This is a genomic window from Nitratireductor pacificus pht-3B, from assembly GCF_000300335.1.
Taxonomy (GTDB): Bacteria; Pseudomonadota; Alphaproteobacteria; order Rhizobiales; family Rhizobiaceae; genus Nitratireductor; species Nitratireductor pacificus.
In genome coordinates this window covers 231,901-248,131 of sequence record NZ_AMRM01000003.1, presented here as the reverse complement: position 1 = coordinate 248,131, position 16,231 = coordinate 231,901, and the positions used below count along the sequence as shown (strand labels likewise).

Below are 16,231 nucleotides of genomic sequence, written 5' to 3'. Positions count from 1 at the left end.
GCCTTCACCAGCGGCGGGCCGCCGAGGAAGATGGTCGCCTGGCCCCTGACCATGATGGTCTCGTCGCTCATCGCAGGCACATAGGCGCCGCCCGCGGTGCACGATCCCATGACGCAGGCGATCTGCGGAATGCCCTTCGCCGACATGTTGGCCTGGTTGTAGAAGATGCGGCCGAAATGCTCGCGGTCCGGGAACACTTCGTCCTGGTTGGGCAGGTTGGCGCCGCCCGAATCCACCAGATAGACGCAGGGCAGGTTGTTTTCGAGCGCGATCTCCTGCGCCCGCAGATGCTTCTTCACCGTCAGCGGGTAGTAGGTGCCACCCTTGACCGTTGCGTCGTTGACGACCACGACGCATTCGCGCCCCTCGATGCGCCCGACGCCGGCGATCATGCCGGCCGAGGCGATGTCGCCGCCATACATGTCGTGGGCGGCGAACTGGCCGATCTCGAGGAACGGCGCGCCGACATCGAGTACCTGCGCCAGCCGCTCGCGGGGCAGGAGCTTGCCGCGCGCCACATGCCGCTCGCGCGCCTCGTCCGGCCCGCCGCGGGCGATGAGCGCGGCCTTCTCGGCCATCTCCGCCACCAGCCCGCTCATGCGGGCGGCGTTGGCCCGGAAGGTTTCGGACGATGTTGAAAGCTGGGATTGAAGGACGGTCATGCGATCTCCTGCGGCGTGTGGGAGGTTCAATCCCACTCGGTGGTTTGATTCCCATAGTCTGGCAAGCCGCCCGATTGGCGCAGCATGCGGGCCATGTGCATCAGGTTAAAGGTCATGAAGGTGAGATTCCGGCGCGTGAACACGCTGTCGTAGCCGGCGCGGCGGCCGTCTTCCGTCTCGTCGCCATAGGATGGACCCGGCCCGGCTTCCCCGATCCAGCCGCAATCGGCCTGCGGCGGGATGGCGTAGCCGATGTGCTGGAGGGAATAGAGAACGGTCTTGGCAACGTGCTTGATGCCATCCTCATTGCCGGTGATGATCGTGCCTCCCACCTTGCCGTAATAGACGTACTGGCCCTTTTCGTTCCGTTGGCCCGAGTGGGCGTAGAGCCGTTCGATGATGACCCGGCAGATGGAACTTTCCTCGCCCAGCCAGATCGGCGAGCCGATGACCAGAATGTCGGCTTCGCGCACTTTTGGCCAGATTTTTTCCGGCCAATCGTCGATCTCCGCCCCTTCCTCGCGCATGTCGGGTGAAACACCGAAGGCGATCCGGAAATCGGCGGCCCGCAGGCACAGGGTCTCGATCCCGCAACCCTTCATGATGGCGATGGAGTCGTCAACAAGGTCCTGCGTGTGGGAGGGAGCCCCGTTGCCCGGCTTCAGCGTGGTGTTGACGAACAAGGCGTTGAGGCCGGTGAAATCGGTCGCGTTGTCGGCGACGAGGCGCTTCTGGAGATCGTTGAGCGGCATGGCTTCTCTCCTTGTGGGCTGAGACGAGGTCAACGCACCGGAAACGATATCGTTCTCAGTCCTCCCCCATCATCTCCCTGCCGATCAGCCAGCGGCGGATCTCGCTGGTGCCGGCGCCGATCTCGTAGAGCTTGGCGTCGCGCAGCAGGCGGCCGGCCGGGAACTCGTTGACATAGCCGTTGCCGCCGAGGAGCTGGATCGCGTCGAGCGCCGTCTGGGTGGCCTTCTCGGCGGCGTAGAGGATGCAGCCGGCCGCGTCCTTGCGGGTCGTCTCGCCGCGGTCGCAGGCGGCCGCCACGGCGTAGACATAGGCGCGGCAGGCATTCATCGTCGTGTACATGTCGGCGAGCTTGCCCTGGACGAGCTGGAAGGCGCCGACCGGCTGGCCGAACTGCCGGCGCTCGCCGACATAGGGCACGGCCACATCCATGCAGGCGGCCATGATGCCGACCGGGCCGCCGGCCAGCACCACGCGCTCATAGTCGAGGCCGGACATCAGGATGGCGACGCCCTTGCCCTCTTCGCCGAGCACGTTCTCGAACGGCACCTCGACGTCCTCGAACACCAGTTCGCCGGTGTTGGAGCCGCGCATGCCGAGCTTGTCGAGCTTCTGCGCTACGGAAAAGCCGGCCATGCCGCGCTCGACGATGAAGGCGGTGATGCCGCGCGGGCCGGCATCGGGGTCGGTCTTGGCATAGACGACCAGCGTGCCGGCGTCCGGCCCGTTGGTGATCCACATCTTCGAGCCGTTCAGCACGTAGCGGTCGTTCTTCTTGTCGGCGCGGAGCTTCATCGAGACGACGTCGGACCCGGCGCCCGTCTCCGACATGGCGAGCGCTCCGACCGTCTCGCCGGAGCACAGCGCCGGCAGGTATTTCTGCTTCTGCTCAGGATTGCCCCAGCGGCGGATCTGGTTGACGCAGAGATTGGAATGGGCGCCGTAGGAGAGGCCGACGGAGGCGGAGGCGCGCGAAATCTCCTCCATCGCCACCACATGCGCCAGATAGCCGAGGCCGGAGCCGCCGAATTCAGGATCGACCGTCATGCCGAGCAGGCCGAGCGCGCCCATTTCCTGCCAGAGCGGGGCGGGGAACTCGTTGCTGGCGTCGATCTCGGCGGCCTGCGGGGCGATCCGCTCCCGGGCGAAGCGGTGCACCATGTCGCGCAGCGCGTCGATGTCCTCGCCGAGCCCGAAATTCATCGATCCCGTATACATGGTCTCCTCCTTCTTCTTTCCCGCCTCAGTCGCCGGCGCGCCCGCTGCCGGGCGTCGGCCCCGCATAACCGACGAGGCGCATGGTCATGGTGTGATAGGTAGCGGCCACCTGGTCTTCGGAAAGGCGCTCGTCCGGCCGGAACCAGACGATGACGCCGGTGATCATCTGGATGATGGCCATGGCGGTCAGCGTCACGTCTGCGACGGCGAAGTCGCCGGTGGCGGCGCCGGCGCGCAGAATGGCGCGTAATTCGCCCTCATAGGCGGTGCGCAGGGCCAGCACATGCGCCAGCCGCGCGTCCGACAGGCTGCGCAGCTCCAGATTGTTGACATGCGTCGAGGCGCGGCGCGCCAGATGGAAACGGATGTGGTTCTCGACGAAGGCGGCCAGTTGGCCCGCCGGGCTCCCGTTGTCGGAGCCTTCGGCGGGCCGGGCTTCCCCCCAGGAAGCAATCAAACCGTCCATATGGGTGCACATCAGCGCGTAGAGCAGCTCTTCCTTGGTGGGGAAGTAGCGGTAGAGGGCCGCCGGCTGCACGCCGACTTCCGCCGCGAGCTGGCGCATGGACATGGCCTCGAAGCCGAGCCGCGCGATGAGCGCCACCGCCGCCTCGCGGATCGCCGCTTCCGTCCTTTCGCCGTCCGAACCCGTGGTGCGCGCCATGCCGAGCCTCCTGGGCGATGTTAATAAAACGAACGTTCAATTAATTCAAGGGGTGGTCTGGAGGCGCGGGGCTTCGTGTCGGGGAGGTGGGGGAGGTGGGGGAGGTCGGGAAGTCGGGAAGTCGGGATGTGGGGGGCTGGAAGTGGAGGTGGAAGTGGACGTTGCCTCCCTTCCCATACCGATCGCAGTGACGTGCCCGGAGAACGGTACGGTCGATCATGCGTGCGCTTCGGTCCCGCTCGACCGGTTCGGCCAGGGTTTCTGGCATCGCCTCGAACCGGCGCTCCCGATCCATCCTCGGTATGGTGGCCGCCCTGCGTCGGATGACGCTGAATGCCTTCGCGCCGGCTGCCGCAGCGATCATGCGCGAGGCGCACGGAAAGCACACACCGCCGGCAGAGCAAAAAATGCTTCCATTCTCAACGTATCGAGCATTTCCGGGGTCCGGTTCTGCAAGGGGGCGAGCAAGCCTCCGGTGCGGCCCCGGAAGCTGGGTTGAACTTGCGCGCACTCGACATGGCGGCCGAATACATGTCTTATCGCGTGCACGTTAAAGTTGCTGCTTTCGGGAAAAACTAGGCATATTGCCGCCGAATGGCCGACGGCGTCTTCCGCCGGTGTCGATCGGCGCGAACGTCAATCAGAGGAAGTGGAACAGGCTTTAATGCAGGAAGATTGCACCAGCGAGAGCATCCGGGCCCGGCTCGAGGAGTTCCGATCGACGCCCCTCATTGTGAACGAGCGAGAGTACGACGGCTTTTTCTGGACCGGCAAGACGTGGTCTTCGCAGGATGAACGATTTAGGCTGAGGCTCGGACAGGCGGAGGATTATGCGTTTCGCGCGGGAGAGCTTGCGCGCGATGGGCTGTTCATCTTCCATGGAGGGATTACCGTCGGGCACCGCTGCCGGATCAATCTCTGCGTCACGCATCGGCTTGAGAAGCTTGAAGCACCCGGCTCGCGACAGCTCCTTCCGGGATTGCCGAGGCCGGCGGGACTTGTCTCGCATGTCACCGTCGAGCGAATGAACTTCGCCGATGCGTGGAGGCACGCGATAGTTGGCCTCGATGAGGCCGACCTGGAACGGCTTGCCGATCTCATTGCGCCGGCACTGGATGAATTCCTTCAGCGTAGCGTGGCGGTGCAGCAGCAGGAACAGGCGCGTCGCGGCCGGCATGGCATCCCGGTGGCTGGAAAGCTCCATTGGGGCTGGCGGGAGCCGGCGCCCGAGCTGGTCGAGTTCCACGATACATGCGCTGCTTTCGTTCGCCAGGCTACCCTTGCGCAGATACTCGGCAGTCCATTCGACAGGTATCGAAGTGAGGGGACCGACGGAGCGTATGGCATGTACAGGTTCATCGACGATCCATCTGTTACGGTCGCTTTTCCTCGAATCAATCGTGAATCGCCCTTCTCCCGTGTCTTTCGCGTGAAGCTCGACGGTGTCTCCATTCCTGTCGAGATTCATGATCTCGGCTCCACCAGCAGGGCTGAGCACAGGCAATTGGCGCTTTCCGATGACAGTATTTTCCGACTGGAGACTTATCTCGCCATCCATCCGCAAAGCCTGCTGCTGAAACCGAGGGAGGATGTGCCGCCGGTGGACCGGAAGACCGCCGACCTGGCAGTGTTCCACGCGCGCAATCTCTGGCTGCAGAAAGCGATAATCGCACCTCTGGAGCCCGAGATCTATGGGACCGTGGAAGGGCAGGTGAGGTGTTCCGACGTGATTGTCGTTTGATCGGGCGCGCCTAATCCGGCGCGTCGAGCACCGGGCCGAGGGGGGAATAGTTGAACAGTTCGAGCCGCATCGTGCCGGAGCCTGCCGGCCGTTCGGCCAGAATGGTCAGGCTGGCGGGTCCGACGGGGATGATCCGCTTCGGCGGCAGGTCGATCAGGCTTTCGAGCAGCGCCCGGATCACACCGCCATGGCAGACCACCAGCAGGCGCTGGCTGGAGCGCAGGGCGTTGAGCACGCTGCCGCTGGTGCGCGCGACGAAGTCGGCCCAGCATTCACCGCTCGGCGGTGTGTGCGTCCCGGCGCGCCAGCCCTGATAGGCGTCCGGCTCCGTCTCGCGGATCGACGCGATCGGCCGGCCCGTCCAGTCGCCGACATCGATCTCGCGCAGCGCCGCGTCGCAGACCGGGTCGGCGATGCCGACGAGGCGGGCGGTGTCGTGGGCGCGCCTGAGGTCGGACGAGATTGTGAGGTCCGGATCGAGGGCAGCCACGACCGGGCGCAGCGCCACCGCCTGTTCGCGGCCGAGCCCCGAAAGCGCGATGTCGGCCTGCCCCTGCAGCCGCCGCTCGGCATTCCATTCCGACTGTCCATGCCGGACGAGCATCACCCGCTTCATGCCAGCAACTCCCCGCCGGGGGCGTAGAGCGCCGCCGGCGTTTCGGGAATGGCGAAATGGACGCTGTCGCCGGGCGCGAATTTCGGCGCGTCGTTGACGACGGCGGTAAGGCGCAGGTCGCCCCGGGTGCCGGTGATCATGACGCGGCCCGCGACGGGGCTGGCCTCGGCGAACTCCAGGGCGATCGTGCGCGCGCCCGGCCTGTCCGAGACGCCGAGGTTTTCGGGCCGGAACATCGCCTGCGCCGGCCGGTCGAGCGCAAAACCCGCCGGCAGGACCTCGCCGGCAAAGGCGATCCGGCCGTCGCCCGCCGGTTCGACGACAATGAGGTTGGCCGGCGGGGTGCCGACGAAGGTCGCCACGAACGCCGTCCGGGGCGCGGCCACCAGATCCCCGGGCGCGCCGAACTGCTCGATCCTGCCGTCCTTGAGGACGGCCACATGCGAGGCCATGGTCATCGCCTCCACCTGGTCGTGGGTGACATAGACCGAGGTCGCTCCCGTCGCCCGATGGACGCGCAGAAGCTCGGTCCGCATCTCGATGCGCAGCTTGGCGTCGAGGTTGGAAAGCGGCTCGTCGAACAGGAGGATGCCGGGCTTCGGCGCGATCATGCGGGCGATTGCCACGCGCTGCTGCTGGCCGCCCGAGATCTCGCTCGGGTAGCGCGCTCCGAGCGTCTCGATGTCAAGGAGCGTCAGCACCTCGTGAACGCGGGCCTTCCGCTCCGCCGAGGGCATCCGCGCCACCTTGAGCGGCCATTCGACATTGCCCGACACGGTCATGTGCGGCCACAGCGCATAGGACTGGAACACCAGGCCGGCATCCCGCTGGGACGGCTCGATGGTCCAGCCCCGCTCGCCGTCCGAGACGGTCTTGTCGTTGAAGGCGATGGTGCCGCCGGTCGGCTTCTCAAGGCCCGCGAGCATGCGCAGGATTGTCGACTTGCCGCAGCCGGAAGGCCCGACCAGCACGAGGAACGCGCCTTTCGGCACCGAAAGACTGACCGATTTGACGGCGTCGAACGTGCCGAACGACTTGGTGAGGTTGGAAATCGTGATCATGGAGCGTGGGCCTAGTTCTTGAGCCAGGGCTGCGACTTGGCCTGCAGGCGGTTGGCAAGCAGCGTGGCGGCAATGGAAATGACGAGGATGACGACGGTGATCGCGTTGGCGAACTGGGCGAAACCCTCCGACGCGTAGCGATAGGCGAGCACGGACAGCACCGGCGTGGTGGGCGTGAACAGGAGGACGACCAGCGACAGGTCGCGCATGATCTTGACGAAGATGATCAGGCTGCCGGCGGCCAGCCCGCGGCTCGCCAGCGGGATCGTGATCGCAATCATGCGCCGCAGGAACCCGGCGCCGGTCAGCCGCGCGCTCTCGTCGAGATTGCCCGACACCTGCTGGATGACCGCCCTGCCGGTCTGCACCGAGAACGGCACCAGATAGGCCGTGCCGGCGATCACCAGCAGGGTGAAGGTGCCGTAGAGCGCAGGAAACGGCCCGACCGGTGCGCCGAACAGCGCGATATAGGCCGCGCCGAAGGCGATGCCGGGCACCAGGAGCGGCAGGAAGGCGAGCTGGTTGATGGCGCCTGAAAGAAAGCCGCTGCGGTGCCGCGCCAGCGTGAAAGCGATCATCAGGCCGAGGACCGAGCCGACGATGGCGACGACGACGCCGAGCGCGACGGTGGTGGTGGTCGCCGAGACGATGAACGGATTGTGCAGCACGCCCGCCTGTCCCTGGGCGATCGACGGCGTGGAAAGGCCTGTCCAGTAGTGCAGCGTCCAGTTGGAAAAGAGCGCCGAGGAACTGGGGGCGAGGGAGGAGGCGATCAGCACCACGACCGGCACGACCGTCGTCAGGAAGCAGATCGTGCCTGCGAGAGCGAACAGCGGATAGCGCGCGGCGCCCAGCTCGAACCGCTTGGCGCGGCCGCCCTTGCCAGTGATCGTCGCATAGGAGCGCCGGCCCGAGATGACCCTGTTGCCGAACCACAGGAAGACCGCCGAAACGACGATCAGCAGGATGGCGATGACATAGCCGCGCGCCGTCTGACCGATCTCGATCATGCCGAACAGGCGGGTCGCCATGGTCTGCATGCGCACCGGCAGCCCGAGCAGGGCGGGGGCGGCGAAGTTCGAGACGGCGCCGGCGAAGGTGAGCGACGCCCCGGCGACGATGGCCGGCAGCGCGACCGGCAGGATGATGCCCATGAAGATCCGGCCGCGCTTCGCCCCCGCCATCTGCGCCGCCTCGACGAGGTCGGAATTGACGGTGGCGAGCGCCGCGGCGATCACGGTGAAGGCGAGGGCGTAGTAATGCGCCGTCAGCACGATCAGGGTCGGGGTCATGCCCCAACTCAGCCAGTCGGGGATCGAAAGGCCGAGCCCTTCGAGATAGCCGGTCTGGCCGCCCATGCGGCTGTTGCGGAACAGGGAGGTCCAGGCGAGCGCCGTGGCAAAACTCGGGATCATGAAGGGCAGGGTGGCCAGAAGCCCGATGGTGCGGCGGAACGGCACGTCGGTCATCACCACCAGCCAGGCGAGAAAGCCTCCGATCAGCACGCAGCCGCCGGCGACGACCACGCCGAGGATCAGCGTGTTGGAAAGCGGCACCCAGAGCAGGTTGCGCGACAGGGGGCTGACGACCACGTCCCTCCAGGCGGAGATGGTTTCTGGCGCCAGCGTGTCGAAAAGGATGCGCGCGAGCGGCGCGGCGATCAGGATGCCGATCACCGCCAGCACCGCGATCTTGAGCGGCAGCCCCTGCGGCAGCGCGTAGCGCGCATGGCTGGCGATGGATGCGAAATTTGCCATCACTTGGTCTCGTCGGATTGGCTCTGGCGGCAGCCGCCGCCAGAGATTTTACAGGATGGCGATTATTGCAGGACCAGGATCATGTCCGCGATCTCCTTGCGGATCTTCGCGGTCGCCGCCGGGTCGACCCGCCAGGCCTTGAATTCGGCGAGCGGGACGGCGTCGGGATGGCTGGCGATGTCGGTGCGGGTCGCGTAGTCGCCCGCCACGTAGAACGGCGCGAAGCCGGCGCCGCCCGTGTCGCTGTCGTCGCCCATCAGGAAGTCGATGACGAGGCGCGCCGCGGCGGGATGCTCCGCCTTGGAAGCCAGCGCCAGCAGGGCCGGGAAGAGGATGCCGTTCGACGGGGCGACATCGTTCGCCACCTGGAGCGCCCAGCCTTCCTCCTCATTGTCCCGGCGGTCGGAATAGGAGGTGAAGCCGATGGGCGGGTTCGTCTGGCCGAGCGCGCCGACGGCGCTGTTGACGTCGTCGGTCGACGAGACGAGGACAACGTCGTTGGCGAACAGGTCGGTGATGAACTGCGCGCCTGCGTTCTCGACGCCGGCGGCAAGTTCGATGGGCTTGCCGAACTCGGTCTCATAGGCCTTCGCCATCTCGTCCGAGCGCAGCACGAACTCGACCATCAGGTCGAGATAGTCACCGCGCTGCAACGGATCGACCATCACCACGCGCCCCTTCCATTCCTCGCGGGTGAGATCCCACAGGGTGTCCACCGGCGCGCCGTCAGGATTGGCTTCCTCATTGTACATCAGGACCTTCGTCGAAAGCCGCTGCGCAAGAAGCGGCGACTTGAATTCCTCGGGCAGGCGGTCGGCCACCCGGGGCGGCACATATGCCTCGATGAGGCCGGTCTCGAGCAGTTCGGGAAGCACGACCGGCGCGTCGGAGATATAGACGACATCCGCCGAGGCGATGCCGGCGGTCGATTCCGCCTTCAGGCGCGCGATCTGCTCCGTCGAGTTGGCGTCGTAGCCGACGAGGTCGATGCCGGGATATTTCTCCTCGAACGCCTTTTCAACGCGCGCGATGCGGCTGGTGAAGGAATAGACGGTGACCGTGCCTTCCTTGAGCGCCAGCGGCAGCAATTCCTCTGCCGTCATGGCGTCGAGGTCCTGCGCCAGTGCGGGCGCAAGCAACAGGCCGGCCGAAACGGTTGTCGCGAATAGGTGTCTGATCATTTCCTGTCTCCTCCGATGGGGTTGCCGGTGCTGCCGGCTTCGTGTGCATTCTGTTTTGCAAGATGATCAGGACTTGCAGATTATCTTGCATCATTCAGGCGCAAAAAATATTCGGCGGTTCCTCCCGGACCGCGGCTAGCGGGATTCGAACTCGCTGATCAGCTCGCCGAGCGTTTCGAGGCGGTCGAGCGTCGAGACCTGGTTCATCTGCGCCAGAGTGAGAACCAGGGCATTGGTGATGGCCATGGGAACGGTCAGCGTCTGAAAGCTGTCGTTGGAACCCGAACGGGGGGCCGAAAGCAGAAGGCCGGGCGCCGGCGCAAGCGCCGGGCCGAGCGAGCCGGATATGGCGATGGAGCGTGCCCCGACCTTGTGCGCCCGGTCGATCAGCGCCGCATAGTGGCGCGGTTGGCGGCGGAAGGCGAAGGCGAGCAGCAGGTCGTCCGCGCCGAGGCGCAGGACCTGTTCCGCCAGGTCGCGCCCGTCGCCGGAAAGGATCTCCACGTCGAAGCCCATGCGCAGGAGCCGCTTCTGCAGAAGCACCGACAGGGTGACGGCGTTGCCGCGCGCGAAGACGAAGATGCGCCGCGCTGCGAGCATCACCCTCGCGGCGTCCTCGATGCGGCTGGAATCCAGATAGCGCGGCAGCGCTCCCAGCGCCTCGATCTCGCGGGCGATCAGCTCGGCGAACAGGTCTCCGCCCTCCGCCGCCTGAAGCGTGTTGCGCACGCGGACCGCTGGGTCGGCCTTGACAATGAACTCGTCGCGGATGGCGTCGCGAAACCCGGCATAGCTCTGGAAGCCCAGCTTCTTGGCAAGGCGCGAGGCCGTCGCTTCATGCACGCCGATGCGCTGTGCCAGGCTCGACGCCGTGCCGAGCGCCACGTCGCGCGGCTTGGCGATGATCTCCCGAACCAGCAGATGCTCCGCACGGGTGAGATTTTCGGCGACGGACTGAACGCGTTCGAGTATCGACATGGGACCTCCAGTAATGGTCTGTATCGTTCTGCAAGTTAATTTGCAAGAATTATTATCAATGCAAGTTTGCAGGCTTTTGCTGCCGGGAGAAGGAAGCCGCCGGGTGTCGCCCGGACCGCCGCGCCGCGAAACTCCGTCATTCACGGGGCCGGTCACCGCATCCGGAGCCCTGTTGTTCACGCGACCAAAAAAAATCGTCTACCCTTGTCGAAAGCCGCCTGCGCCGGACGACTATGGGCGTTACCGGCGCTTAAACATGGAGGTTTGTCATGCGCTATGCCTGTCTCATCTATTACGATCCCAGGAAACTGTTCGGCGGCTCGCCGGAAGCCCAGGCCGCACTGGAGCAATGCGAAGGCTATGACGAGACGCTGAAGGAGAGCGGGCATTTCGTCGCCGCCGAGGCGCTCGAACTGCCGGAAGGCTCGATGACGCTGACCGTGCGCGACGGCAAGATGTCGGCGGTCGACGGGCCGTTCATGGAAACCCGCGACATGCTGGGCGGCATCATCGTCATCGAGGCAGCCGACCTGAACGAGGCGGTGCGCGTCGCCGGCGGGCATCCGCTGGCGAAGATCGGCGCCATCGAGGTGCGGCCGGTCGTCGACTTCAGCACCCCGCCGCCGCAGTTCTGAGCGCGTCATGGCTGTGACGGAAGCCGAACGGGCGCTCGAGGCGGCCTACCGGACGGAGAAGCGTCGTGTCCTGGCGACGCTGATCCGCCTGCTCGGCGGGTTCGACGCGGCGGAGGAGGCCCTGCACGAGGCCTTCGCCGCCGCGGCGCAGCGCTGGCCGCGCGAGGGCGTGCCGCAGAATCCCTATGCGTGGCTGGTGTCGGCCGGCCGCTTCCGGACCATCGACCGCTGGCGCCGCGAAACCCGTCATGCGGCGGCCCTGCCGGATCTTCTGGCGCTGGCGGAGCCGTTCGACGAGCCGGCAATGCCGGAGGCCATCGCCGACGACGAATTGCGGCTGATCTTCACCTGCTGCCATCCGGCGCTGCCGCCCGACCAGCGCATCGCGCTGACGCTGCGCGAGGTGGGCGGACTGACGACCGAGGAGATCGCGCGCGCCTATTTCGCGACGCCGCCGACCATCGCCCAGCGCATCGTCCGCGCCAAGGCGAGGATCCGCGACGAGGCCATTCCCTACGAGGTGCCGGGCCGGGCCGATCTGGTCGAGCGGCTGGAAAGCGTGCTGCGCGTGATCTACCTGGTGTTTTCGGAAGGCTATGCGGCGACCGGGGGACCGGCGCTCACCCGCGCCGACCTGTGCGCCGAGGCGATCCGGCTGGCGCGGCTGGTGGCCGAGCTGACCGGGGAGGCGGAGGCGCGCGGGCTGCTGGCGCTGATGCTGATCAACGAGGCGCGGCGGCCCTCGCGCACCGACGCGGCGGGCGATCTGGTGCTTCTGGAGGCGCAGGACCGCACGCTGTGGAACCGGGCGATGATCGCGGAGGCCGGCGAAATGATCGGCTCCGCCTTCGCCCGCCGCGGCGTCGGCCCCTACACGCTCCAGGCGGCGATCGCCGCGATGCATGCCGAGGCGCCGGATTTCGCCGGGACCGACTGGCAGGCGATCGTCTCGCTCTACGACGTCCTGCTGCGCGTCGATCCTTCGCCGGTGGCCGCGCTCAACCGCGCCGCCGCCATCGGCATGCGCGACGGGCCGCAGGCGGGGCTTGCCGCGGTCGACGCCGTGGCCGCCGGCGGCGGCCTCGAGGCCTATCACCTGTCGCACGCAGCGCGCGCCGACTTCCTGCGCCGGCTGGGGCGGACGGTGGAAGCGCGCACCGCCTACCGCAAGGCCCTGGCCCTGGTGCGCCAGGATGCCGAGCGCCGATTTCTGGAGCGGCGGCTTTCGGCGCTGGAAGATCAGTGAGGGCGGGGCCGCACCGATGCGTGGAAAACGCTTCGCGCGCCCCCGAACCCCAATGACAAACGCCCCGGTCTGTGATCATGCTCGCGGCGCGAAATTTTTCCCGGAACACCCGAATGAGCGCATTCTCGCTTCTGCTCCTGTCGGTCTCGACGGCCACTTTCGTCGGCGCGGCGAGCGCGGCGAAAACCTGGAGCCTGCTGCAGCCGAACTGGCGCTGGCTGGCGCTGACGCTGATCCTCTACACGCTCGGCAATCTGATCATGCTGCGGCTGATCCGCGAGATGGGCCTCGGCGTCGCCATCAGCCTGTCGGCGGTGGTCCAGCTCGTCGCGATCAATTTCGTCGCGCTGGTGATGTTCGGGGAGAAGGTGTCGGGGCTTCAGGGCGTCGGTCTTGGCCTCGCGATCGTCGCGGTGGCGCTGATCACCCTGTTCCCGTCGAACTGAGACGGGCCGAAAGACCCCGTACGGAACCGCCCGGACGGGACAGGAGCGCGTCTGCCGATGCGCCGATGCCAGGTGGGGAAACCGGGAAAATCCATCCTGTATTCCTTACCGTCACGCCCGGTTGACACGGGCGGTTCCGCATGGAGGGCAAACGTCGTCCATCCGGTAAGGTTCCCCTCGCGTACTGGCACGCGGACGCATCTATCCGTCGCGGCTTTCCGCTTCGCCGGCTCAGTTGCCTTCGAGCGCGGCCACCAGGGCCTGCGTGTCCGTGACGGTGCAGAAGTCGAAGCCCAGCGTCGCCACATGCGCAGCCTGGACGGCCTCGGCCGGCACGGTGCCGCCCTTGCCGTCCGGCAGGTCGAAGCAGTCGCAGGCATCGGCCACAAGCGTCATCGGCCAGCCCATATTGGCGCCGGTGCGGATGGTGGTCGACACGCACATGTCCGTCGAGATGCCGCACGCGACCACCTGCTTTGCGCCGAGCCGGCGCAGGCGCAGGTCGAGATCCGTGCCGATGAAGGCCGAGTTGACGCTCTTGGAGACCAGCTCCTCGCCGGCCAGCGGCTCGAAACCGGGGCGCAGCGCATTGCCGGGCTGGCCGGGGCGCAGCGTCGAGCCGGGCTCGACCGAATCGTGCCTGACATGGATGACGGGCCGGCCCGCCGCGCGCCATGCCGCAAGAAGCGTCTTGCCGTTGCGGTCCACGTCGCCGTTCCAGCGGCGCGGCCAGGGCGCATGGTCGAAAGCCTGCTGATAGTCGACCAGGAGAAGGACGGCGCCATCGAGATTCATGCGGATTGCCTCGGATCGGGATTTGAACGGGGAGCGGTGGCCTGACCGGCCGGGACGTCACCCTACAGTATCGGTTCGGCGACCGGTATCGTTTTTCCGGCGTTGCGAAGCTGCTTTGCGATTCCGTCGCTGGAGCCGGCGGTCCGCCAACAGAAGCGCGAGGCTGAGCGTCATGCCCGCGCCGAGAACGAAGCCGGTTGCCGCACCCGCGGCGAGCGGCAGCATCGCGAACAGCACGATGTTGTTGGCGCTTTCCGAGCCTGCCAGCCAGAATGCCTTCGCCACGCCGGCCCGCTCCGCGAGCAGCGCCGTGCTGGCGGGAGCGGCGAGGCCCAGCGCCGCGCCCCAGACGGTGAGTGCCGCAAGCGCTGCCGGCAGCTGCAGGGGAACCAGGAAGAACGCGCCGATCGCCGCCGCGAGGACGAACACGGCGAACGTCAGCACGGCGGCGTCCGTGCCGAGAAGGCGGCGCGCCGGCCCCATCGCCAGATTGCCGAGCGCCAGCCCGAGACCGAAAACGGTCACCGCAAGCCCCGTCTCGGCAGTGTCCGTTCCGTACCGGCCGCGCAGGAACTCCGCGCTCAGCGCGAAGCCGGCAACGGCGGTGCCGTTCCAGAGCGCCTTGGCGATGAACAGGCGGAGCGTTGCGCCCGCAACCCGGAAGCGGAGCCGTTCGGCGGTCTGTATCGAGGCGCTCCCTCCTCCCGGCACGAGCCGGACGACGAGTGGGGCGAGCATCAGGCAGCCGGCGACACTGGCGAGAAAGGGCGCGCGCCAGCCGCAGCTCTCCGCCAGGATGCCGGCCATCGCCGGGCCTCCGGCAATGCCGGCGGTCATGCCGAGCATGGCAAGGCCCATCGCTTGCGCATGCCGGTCCCGGGCGAACAGATCGGCGATCAGCGTGAAGACGGTCGGGACGAGCGCCGCCGCGGCCAGCCCGCCGAGGACGCGCAGCACGATGGCGACGGCAAGGGAGGGCGCCAGCGTCACCGCAAGGCCGTCGGCGGCCAGCAGCAGGAGTGCGGTCACGAGAAGCGCGCGTCGGTCGATGCGATGCGCGACAAGGCCGACCAGCGGCGCGCCGAGGGCATAGGCGAGCGCATAGCCCGAGATCAGCCAGGTGGCGTCCGTCGGCGTCGCCGCGAAGGATGCGGCGATCGGCGACAGAAGCGGCGCGACCATGAACTCGGTGGCGCCGACGAGGAAGACGGCGAGCGAAAGGACGGACAACAGGAACCGCGAGGGCATGGGAAACCTCGATTTGCATCTGAGGGAAGCGGCCTGCAAGGCGCGCTGGCGGTGCATTTCCGGAAGGGGATTGGCCCGAGGGCCTGCGCAGGCGGCATGCGGCAGGAGGCGCAGGGCGCGATGCGGGCGGAAGAGAGAGGGGAGGGGGCCGGCGTTCCGGGCGGCTTGCCCACGCAATCGGCAGCATCGAAATGCCACGGAGCCGCAGACTTTTCAAGCCGGGACGTCACTGAGCGCGTGACGGGGCTGGAAGTTTCTCCGCAACTGGGATGGAATGCGCCGCACACGATTCCAGAGGGGCGAGCATGCATATTTTCATTTCGGTCGACATCGAAGGTGTCGCGGGCGTCTGCGAGGCGCTGCAGGGTCAGCGCGGCAATCCGGAATATGAGGTCGCCCGCCGCCTGATGACGGAGGAGGCCAATGCCGCCATTCGCGGCGCCTTCGCCGGCGGGGCGACGGCGGTCACCGTGGCCGATTCGCACGGCCAGATGCGCAACATGATCGCCGCCGATCTCGATCCGCGTGCCCGGCTGGTCTCCGGCCGGCTGCGGCCCCTGTCTATGATCGAGGGCCTGCGCAAGGAGCATGCCGGCGTCGTGCTGATCGGCTATCACGCGGCGGCCGACAACATCGGCGTCCTGGCGCACACGATCAGCGGGCTGGCCTTCCGGCGCATCGAGGTGAACGGCGTTAGGGCCGGCGAGCCGACCCTGTTCGGCGGCCACGCGGCGGAATTGGGCGTGCCGCTGCTTGCTGTCAGCGGCGACGACCGGCTGGGCGCCGAGATCGCCGAGCAGTTTCCCGCCGCCCGCTTCGTCGAGGTCAAGCGGGCGATCGGCGCCGGCTCGTCCGAAAGCCTGTCGCCTCAGGAAGCGCGCACCGCAATCGAGGAGAGTGTCGCCAAGGCTGTGAAGGCCGCGAAGCAGGCGCCGGTGCAGTCGCCCTGCAAGCCGCCGCTGACCGTAACGGTCGGTTTCTGCCGCCAGAATCAGGCCGATGCCGCCGTGCTGATGCCCTTTGTGGAGCGGACGGGAGCGCTCGAGGTGCGCTTTGCCGCCGGCAGCCATGCGGAGGCGATCGGCGTCCTGTCCGGCTTTTCGCTGATGGCATCCGCCCTGGGGTGACGGTTCGCGGATTGCCGGAAGCCGGCAGACTCGACACGCCCGGCAGGCGGGCGCCAGCGGCATCGTTGAGCAACATTGGGCGGCGCCGTCGACCGTGCGAAGCGTT

The 16,231-nt window shown here is 67.2% G+C and carries 16 protein-coding genes; 5 read left to right on the top strand and 11 right to left on the bottom strand.

Going from position 1 to position 16,231, the window contains the following annotated elements; translation table 11 throughout:
* The 4 genes from NA2_RS04235 to NA2_RS04220 all read right to left on the bottom strand — a co-directional run.
* The coding region (locus NA2_RS04235) for a carboxyl transferase domain-containing protein (protein WP_008594542.1) at positions 1-662 on the bottom strand (662 nt) is incomplete at its 3' end.
* 26 nt (positions 663-688) lie between these two features.
* Positions 689-1,414, bottom strand: a complete 726-nt coding sequence (locus tag NA2_RS04230) for a flavodoxin family protein (RefSeq protein WP_008594541.1) — start codon at positions 1,412-1,414, stop codon at positions 689-691.
* Between the two features lie 55 nt (positions 1,415-1,469).
* Positions 1,470-2,630, bottom strand: coding sequence for an isovaleryl-CoA dehydrogenase (locus NA2_RS04225; protein WP_008594539.1), 1,161 nt, complete (start codon positions 2,628-2,630; stop codon positions 1,470-1,472).
* A 25-nt stretch (positions 2,631-2,655) separates the two neighbouring features.
* Entirely contained in the window at positions 2,656-3,294 is a 639-nt protein-coding gene (locus tag NA2_RS04220; RefSeq protein ID WP_008594537.1) for a TetR/AcrR family transcriptional regulator, read from the bottom strand.
* A 556-nt stretch (positions 3,295-3,850) separates the two neighbouring features.
* Between NA2_RS04220 and NA2_RS04215 the strand changes: the two genes are divergently transcribed.
* A complete protein-coding gene (locus NA2_RS04215) occupies positions 3,851-5,035 on the top strand; it encodes a hypothetical protein (protein WP_157188127.1) in 1,185 nt (394 codons plus the stop codon).
* Positions 5,036-5,045: 10 nt separating this feature from the next.
* On the opposite strand, the gene NA2_RS04210 is transcribed toward NA2_RS04215, so the two are convergent.
* The 5 genes from NA2_RS04210 to NA2_RS04190 form a co-directional block, all read right to left on the bottom strand.
* A complete protein-coding gene (locus tag NA2_RS04210) occupies positions 5,046-5,651 on the bottom strand; it encodes a histidine phosphatase family protein (protein WP_008594534.1) in 606 nt (201 codons plus the stop codon).
* On the bottom strand, positions 5,648-6,712 hold the full coding sequence (locus NA2_RS04205) for an ABC transporter ATP-binding protein (protein ID WP_008594531.1): 1,065 nt from the start codon (positions 6,710-6,712) through the stop codon (positions 5,648-5,650). The genes NA2_RS04210 and NA2_RS04205 overlap by 4 nt, the downstream gene beginning before the upstream one ends.
* Before the next feature lie 11 nt (positions 6,713-6,723).
* Complete coding sequence (locus tag NA2_RS04200) at positions 6,724-8,469, bottom strand: ABC transporter permease (RefSeq protein WP_008594529.1); 1,746 nt, start codon at positions 8,467-8,469, stop codon at positions 6,724-6,726.
* Positions 8,470-8,531: 62 nt separating this feature from the next.
* Positions 8,532-9,650 (bottom strand): ABC transporter substrate-binding protein, encoded by a 1,119-nt coding sequence (locus NA2_RS04195; protein ID WP_008594526.1) that lies wholly within the window; start codon positions 9,648-9,650, stop codon positions 8,532-8,534.
* A gap of 135 nt (positions 9,651-9,785) precedes the next feature.
* Positions 9,786-10,628 (bottom strand): MurR/RpiR family transcriptional regulator, encoded by an 843-nt coding sequence (locus tag NA2_RS04190; protein ID WP_008594525.1) that lies wholly within the window; start codon positions 10,626-10,628, stop codon positions 9,786-9,788.
* 269 nt (positions 10,629-10,897) lie between these two features.
* On the opposite strand from NA2_RS04190, the gene NA2_RS04185 reads away from it, so the two are divergent.
* The 3 genes from NA2_RS04185 to NA2_RS04175 all read left to right on the top strand — a co-directional run bounded on the left by NA2_RS04185 (position 10,898) and on the right by NA2_RS04175 (position 12,955).
* On the top strand, positions 10,898-11,263 hold the full coding sequence (locus NA2_RS04185) for a YciI family protein (protein WP_008594522.1): 366 nt from the start codon (positions 10,898-10,900) through the stop codon (positions 11,261-11,263).
* 7 nt (positions 11,264-11,270) lie between these two features.
* Entirely contained in the window at positions 11,271-12,509 is a 1,239-nt protein-coding gene (locus tag NA2_RS04180) for an RNA polymerase sigma factor (RefSeq protein ID WP_008594520.1), read from the top strand.
* A gap of 113 nt (positions 12,510-12,622) precedes the next feature.
* The gene (locus NA2_RS04175) at positions 12,623-12,955 is read left to right on the top strand and encodes a hypothetical protein (protein ID WP_008594517.1); all 333 of its coding nucleotides are present in this window, start codon (positions 12,623-12,625) and stop codon (positions 12,953-12,955) included.
* 231 nt (positions 12,956-13,186) lie between these two features.
* Here NA2_RS04175 and NA2_RS04170 read toward each other — a convergent pair whose 3' ends face one another.
* On the bottom strand, positions 13,187-13,750 hold the full coding sequence (locus NA2_RS04170; protein WP_008594514.1) for a cysteine hydrolase family protein: 564 nt from the start codon (positions 13,748-13,750) through the stop codon (positions 13,187-13,189).
* 57 nt (positions 13,751-13,807) lie between these two features.
* On the bottom strand, positions 13,808-14,998 hold the full coding sequence (locus tag NA2_RS04165) for an MFS transporter (protein ID WP_008594512.1): 1,191 nt from the start codon (positions 14,996-14,998) through the stop codon (positions 13,808-13,810).
* Positions 14,999-15,303: 305 nt separating this feature from the next.
* On the opposite strand from NA2_RS04165, the gene NA2_RS04160 reads away from it, so the two are divergent.
* Positions 15,304-16,125 (top strand): M55 family metallopeptidase, encoded by an 822-nt coding sequence (locus NA2_RS04160; RefSeq protein WP_008594511.1) that lies wholly within the window; start codon positions 15,304-15,306, stop codon positions 16,123-16,125.
* Positions 16,126-16,231 lie beyond the last annotated feature (106 nt).

What these genes read in the sequence shown, in the direction of transcription:
- NA2_RS04190 (WP_008594525.1), bottom strand. Translation starts at nt 10,628, where the DNA reads ATGTCGATACTCGAACGCGTTCAGTCCGTCGCCGAAAATCTCACCCGT.
- NA2_RS04205 (WP_008594531.1), bottom strand. Translation starts at nt 6,712, where the DNA reads ATGATCACGATTTCCAACCTCACCAAGTCGTTCGGCACGTTCGACGCC.
- NA2_RS04230 (WP_008594541.1), bottom strand. Translation starts at nt 1,414, where the DNA reads ATGCCGCTCAACGATCTCCAGAAGCGCCTCGTCGCCGACAACGCGACC.
- NA2_RS04175 (WP_008594517.1), top strand. Translation starts at nt 12,623, where the DNA reads ATGAGCGCATTCTCGCTTCTGCTCCTGTCGGTCTCGACGGCCACTTTC.
- NA2_RS04225 (WP_008594539.1), bottom strand. Translation starts at nt 2,630, where the DNA reads ATGTATACGGGATCGATGAATTTCGGGCTCGGCGAGGACATCGACGCG.
- NA2_RS04180 (WP_008594520.1), top strand. Translation starts at nt 11,271, where the DNA reads ATGGCTGTGACGGAAGCCGAACGGGCGCTCGAGGCGGCCTACCGGACG.
- NA2_RS04185 (WP_008594522.1), top strand. Translation starts at nt 10,898, where the DNA reads ATGCGCTATGCCTGTCTCATCTATTACGATCCCAGGAAACTGTTCGGC.
- NA2_RS04170 (WP_008594514.1), bottom strand. Translation starts at nt 13,750, where the DNA reads ATGAATCTCGATGGCGCCGTCCTTCTCCTGGTCGACTATCAGCAGGCT.
- NA2_RS04195 (WP_008594526.1), bottom strand. Translation starts at nt 9,650, where the DNA reads ATGATCAGACACCTATTCGCGACAACCGTTTCGGCCGGCCTGTTGCTT.
- NA2_RS04165 (WP_008594512.1), bottom strand. Translation starts at nt 14,998, where the DNA reads ATGCCCTCGCGGTTCCTGTTGTCCGTCCTTTCGCTCGCCGTCTTCCTC.
- NA2_RS04200 (WP_008594529.1), bottom strand. Translation starts at nt 8,469, where the DNA reads ATGGCAAATTTCGCATCCATCGCCAGCCATGCGCGCTACGCGCTGCCG.
- NA2_RS04160 (WP_008594511.1), top strand. Translation starts at nt 15,304, where the DNA reads ATGCATATTTTCATTTCGGTCGACATCGAAGGTGTCGCGGGCGTCTGC.
- NA2_RS04210 (WP_008594534.1), bottom strand. Translation starts at nt 5,651, where the DNA reads ATGAAGCGGGTGATGCTCGTCCGGCATGGACAGTCGGAATGGAATGCC.
- NA2_RS04220 (WP_008594537.1), bottom strand. Translation starts at nt 3,294, where the DNA reads ATGGCGCGCACCACGGGTTCGGACGGCGAAAGGACGGAAGCGGCGATC.